The sequence below is a fragment of the Coleofasciculus sp. G2-EDA-02 genome (assembly GCF_040226375.1).
Classification (GTDB): domain Bacteria; phylum Cyanobacteriota; class Cyanobacteriia; order Cyanobacteriales; family Coleofasciculaceae; genus Coleofasciculus.
Window position 1 is genome coordinate 1 of the sequence record NZ_JAVKEW010000092.1, and the last position, 4673, is coordinate 4673.

At 46.7% G+C, this 4673-nt stretch carries 5 protein-coding genes; 4 read left to right on the forward strand and 1 reads right to left on the reverse strand.

From position 1 onward, the window contains the following. Positions 1-260: 260 nt before the first annotated feature. The gene (locus RLO19_RS09960) at positions 261-569 is read left to right on the forward strand and encodes a hypothetical protein (protein ID WP_446337007.1); all 309 of its coding nucleotides are present in this window, start codon (positions 261-263) and stop codon (positions 567-569) included. Between the two features lie 131 nt (positions 570-700). Here RLO19_RS09960 and RLO19_RS09965 read toward each other — a convergent pair whose 3' ends face one another. After that, positions 701-1366: a hypothetical protein gene (locus tag RLO19_RS09965; protein ID WP_446355993.1), complete on the reverse strand. Its 666-nt coding sequence runs from the start codon at positions 1364-1366 to the stop codon at positions 701-703. 133 nt (positions 1367-1499) lie between these two features. On the opposite strand from RLO19_RS09965, the gene RLO19_RS09970 reads away from it, so the two are divergent. The 3 genes from RLO19_RS09970 to RLO19_RS09980 all read left to right on the forward strand — a co-directional run bounded on the left by RLO19_RS09970 (position 1500) and on the right by RLO19_RS09980 (position 4416). Next, positions 1500-2435 carry a metallophosphoesterase gene (locus RLO19_RS09970; protein WP_446355994.1) on the forward strand — a complete coding sequence of 312 codons (936 nt, stop codon included), beginning with the start codon at positions 1500-1502 and terminating at the stop codon, positions 2433-2435. 73 nt (positions 2436-2508) lie between these two features. Then, the gene (locus tag RLO19_RS09975; protein ID WP_446355996.1) at positions 2509-3030 is read left to right on the forward strand and encodes a hypothetical protein; all 522 of its coding nucleotides are present in this window, start codon (positions 2509-2511) and stop codon (positions 3028-3030) included. Between the two features lie 231 nt (positions 3031-3261). Then, positions 3262-4416 (forward strand): AAA family ATPase, encoded by a 1155-nt coding sequence (locus tag RLO19_RS09980; protein WP_446355998.1) that lies wholly within the window; start codon positions 3262-3264, stop codon positions 4414-4416. The last annotated feature ends 257 nt before the right edge of the window (positions 4417-4673 follow it).

A 4673-nucleotide genomic window follows, 5' to 3' on the forward strand; every position in this document is an offset into this window, starting at 1 on the left:
CGCAGTGGCAAGATTTTCAAATGTGGTCATTGCGGATGGTGTGGAGATGCTGATTTCAATGGAGCCAACAACATCGCACTTGTGGGGCTGTCTATAAACCAGCCTGGAGGCACGGGGTTATCGTGCTTGTTAAACAGAACAAAGAGATACGTTCAGCTTAACTTGTTTGATGACTTCAGGGCTACTGAAAACTCAGGTTTCAGCCGTTAGGCAAGCCTGAGTAGTTTATAACTGCATATATATATTGGAGAACAGCTTCCATGCCCATTCAAATTAAAGTTGAGAGTAATGACTTCGAGGAAAAATGCCGTTGCAACTTGTGCGGTAACATTTTTTTCCCGTTAGAGGTGGTGGCAAGAGCGTATCGAGAATCTGGCGAATATGTTAGTGATGTTTGCCCCGAGTGCCTTGCCACTGGTGCAGAGGGAATCAGTACCCGAATGCGCCAACGAGCAGACTACCTGCGATCGCTAGCGATTGAGTTAGAACAACTAGCCAGAACTGAGATTGAATCCCCCAGTCTGGCTCAATTCAATATTGCCAACCAGCTTGAGAAAGCCATGCGCTGATCAGCTTCCCTAGAAGGGCGGGTTTAATTAAGTTATGGGTTTGTGGCAAAATGTTATCTGTAAAACCCGCCCCTACAACCGGGCTTCCCTGGCTTTTCTCTCTGGTGGAGTATGGAATAGGGGGCGAATGTCTAAGGCTGTAAAATTACTATCCCAGAACCGACTACTGGACTCCGCGCCAATAGAGTTCCATCGGAATTAGTGATTTCCAGTTTGCTCAACTCCAATTCTTTCGAGCGACGCCAAATTTCACTAGCTAGCTGATCTTGCTCCTGTGTCTCCAACTCATACCAGCCGTCACTGACGGTTACAATCAGACGACTACCCGGAAAGTTGGCTTGAATGGATTTAATTAGTCCATTAGCATAGTGATCCGTAATTTCAGCCACTTGATTTTGAATCGCTGTAATCAGGCGTTGTTCTGGGGTAAGTTCCGGAGTTTGTGCAAGTTCAGGTACGGCTAATTCTGGATGTGCAGAGATGGGTTCTGGTTTTACTTCTTTGGCTAACTGTGTCGGTGTCTCTAGGGTTAGGGCGACTGTCGTTACCAGTATGACAACGATAAAAGCCGCGATCTCGCCCGTCAATCCCCAATCCGATAGCTTTTGATTCCACGCCTCTGGTAGTACAGAGCGAATTTTTGCCAAAATGCTATCCCAGATATTCTCAACGGTTTCAAAGCTGGGATAGAGCCAATCCACCATTTTAGACTGGCGAGTGGGTTCAGCCGTATTAGTTTCTTGAGTGGATTCATCTGCCTCTACGGACGTCTGAGGCTTATGCTGCTCCTTTGACATCTTAAATCTCCCTCCCCAGCAACGCCAATTGGCATAAAATGCGCTAGATTCTTCTTACACAACGCTGTTCCTACAGCACAAATTTAGCATTTTTGCCCGTCTTGTCTTCAGTCTGCATGACTGCTCTAGATCTATGAGCCTCAAACGCCGTCAATTTCTGATTTTGAGTGGTATCAGTTGTTTAGGTGTTATTGCCGTTGGTAGTAACCTCAACGCCCGTAAAACGACTCAGACGAGTGATCCCCATTTCCAGACTCCTGAGTCAACACCCTCAACGGACACCCAAAACCAATTAAGAGATCCACCTCTGCTACGCTTTGTTTCCGTTGCTGATACAGGTACAGGTGCAGCCGGACAATATGCTGTGGCAGAGGCAATGACTGCTTATTATCAACAGAATCCATACCAGTTAGTGATTCTGGCGGGTGACAATATTTATAACAATGGCGAGATTGAAAAGGTAGAGGCAGTCTTTGAAAAACCCTATCAAGCCTTACTGGAAAATGGAGTGAAATTTCACGCTTGTCTGGGAAACCATGACATCCGCACCGCCAATGGTGATCCCCAAGTCCGGTATCCAGGTTTCAACATGCAGGGACGATACTATACCTTTCGGCGGGGATCAGTCCAATTTTGGGCGATGGATACAAACGCTAATGCGGATTGGCAGCGTCAGTTACCGTGGTTAGAACAGGAACTCAGCCGCAGCGATGCACCCTGGAAGATTGTCTTTGGACATAATCAAATTTATTCATCGGGTCACTACGGATTGAATCAAAGGTTTATTGAAACCCTGACTCCCCTGTTTCAAAAATACGGCGTGCAACTCTATATTAATGGTCATGACCACAACTACGAGCGTACTTTTCCGATTAATGGGACAACCTATTTAACTTGTGGTGCTGGTGCTGGAGTTCGTGCTGTCGGGCGTTCGCCATGGACTGCCCATTCCGCCTCAAAGCTAAGTTTTGCCGCTTACGAGGTGTATCGCGATCGCATCCTAGTTCGTGGTATTGATACAAAGGGTCAAATCTTTGATCAAGGGGTGATTCCATCTGGTGAAGCTTGAGAAATGGAGGTTATAAACCTCAGCCCATGGGATGATGTAGTATTGACGCCTGTTGGTGTGGGTAATCTATCAAATGATGAAAAGCAAACTGATTCAGAAAATCATTGCCAGTGGACTCCTATTTGTGGCGTTAACTGCCCAAAGTCAGCAAATTGTACAAGCGCAAGAACGCTCAACCTCCCTGCTGAGGCTCAATTGTGTGGATGCGGGTATTGGCAACTGGAGACGTCGAAGTGAAAATGTTGTCGTCAATAAAGCGGTTTACCCATCGCGATTTTATATGGGTCCAGGCGATACTCAGGCATCATTGACCTGTAGGCTGCAACCCAATCAGGAGAATGTCACATTTGAGAGGCTGCAATTAGGGTTTGGCATGCGCGATAACGACCAAGGTAGTCCCAGCGTTCTTGTTAATGTGTATATAGATGGAGTAAGGGCTGAATCTCGAACCGTTTCACCTGGAAGAGAACCCGCTTTCGTATCCCTGGATGTGACCAACACGCAAAACGTTTCCCTGGAAGCTGTCTGTACAAGCAGATTTCAATATTGCGATCGCGTTTATTTCTGGGAAGCTTCACTCTTGATTGCTCCCTAAGCGTCGGCGCCGGCTGGCATAACCCCAGTTAGCGATGCCTCAGACATTACGCATTCATGTTCTAGATGTGTCAGGGTACGTCTTTCTAAGGTAAAAAAAGGAGTTCCTTGCTCAATTGTGTGAGGCTTATGCCGGACAAGCTCAGCCGATCAGATTATCATCAGCAGTATCGATAACAATTGCTGCTTTTCATATCGGTGTCATTTTATTGCCATCAGCCTACTATAAGCCATGAAAGTCAAGCGCCTGAAAATCAACTCGTTCCGTGGCATCGGCGATCTGACGCTGGAGTTCCATGAGACTGAACCAACAGTCTTAGTGGGGATCAACGGAACGGGAAAATCCAGTATTCTCGACTGTATCGCACTCCTACTTTCCCATTTTGTGGCGGAACTTCAAGATCCGATTGGAACGGGACATTTTATTAATGAACAGGACATTACTGAAGAACGGAAAATTCCGCGACATTTTTTTAGTCAGGGAGATATCGCCAATGGCGCCCATCACACAAAAAATGAGATCACGATTTCCTTAAGGGAACGGCAGATCAGTTGGTTTCTCTCGTTATCTAATACCAAGGGACGACCCCGGGGCGGTAATATTCGAGAGTTAGAAGGAATTTGTTTGCGAATTAAGAATCAGTTGCAAAACAATCTGAATGTGAATTTACCCGTCGTGGTTTATTATCCCGTCAACCGCCAGTTTTGCGACAAGGTTACCCAAGAACCGACGAAATACTATTGGTCGAACCAACTGGTGATTTATGACCAAGCCCTAACCGGTGTCTCGATTAACTTTAGCAGCTTTTTCGAGTGGTTTAAGGATCTTGAAGATCTAGAAAACGAATGGCGTCGAGATAATCCTGAACACCGCGATCGCCTCTTAGAAGCCATCAGACAAGCGATATCCTCTCTGTTGCCCGGTTTTGCTAACTTGCGGGTGCGACGCGCCCCCTTACGGATGACAGTGACAAAACAAGGTCGAGAATTAGTTGTTAATCAACTATCAGAAGGTGAAAAAGGCTTGCTCGCACTCGCCGCCGATTTAGCCAAACGGTTAGCGATCGCGAATCCGGGGTTAACGAATCCCCTAGAAGGGAGTGGTGTGGTTCTGATTGATGAGATTGAACTCCACCTGCATCCTAAATGGCAACACGAGATTGTGCCAGCACTGACTCGAACTTTCCCCAACTGTCAGTTTATTGTGGCGACTCATTCACCCCAGGTGATTGCCAATGTTAATCCCGAACAGGTTTATCTTCTTCAAGCTATCCCAGATAGCGAAGTGGGAGACACTCCCATGATTATCGCCAAACATCCAGAACCGTCAATGACTCAAGACAGCAATTCCTTGCTCAAAGAACTGATGGAGGTTTCGGTTAGCTAAATCGGCAAGAACCCTTACCGGAAAAGCGATGGGTGAAGGCTCCCACGCTCTTTAGCTGGGAGATGAAACCGAGCAAACCGTCTAGGTAGCGAATAAATTCGCCAGTCAAATAATTCGGATAACGTTCTACTATTGTGGTAATGTAAATACAAGTCGCGGGAGGGCATTCCGAGACTATAAACGGACGTGGAGAGGGTGTAAGACCTCATTTGGAGGCAACCTTCAGCGAAGCGTCAACCCCAATCAGCGACCACCCC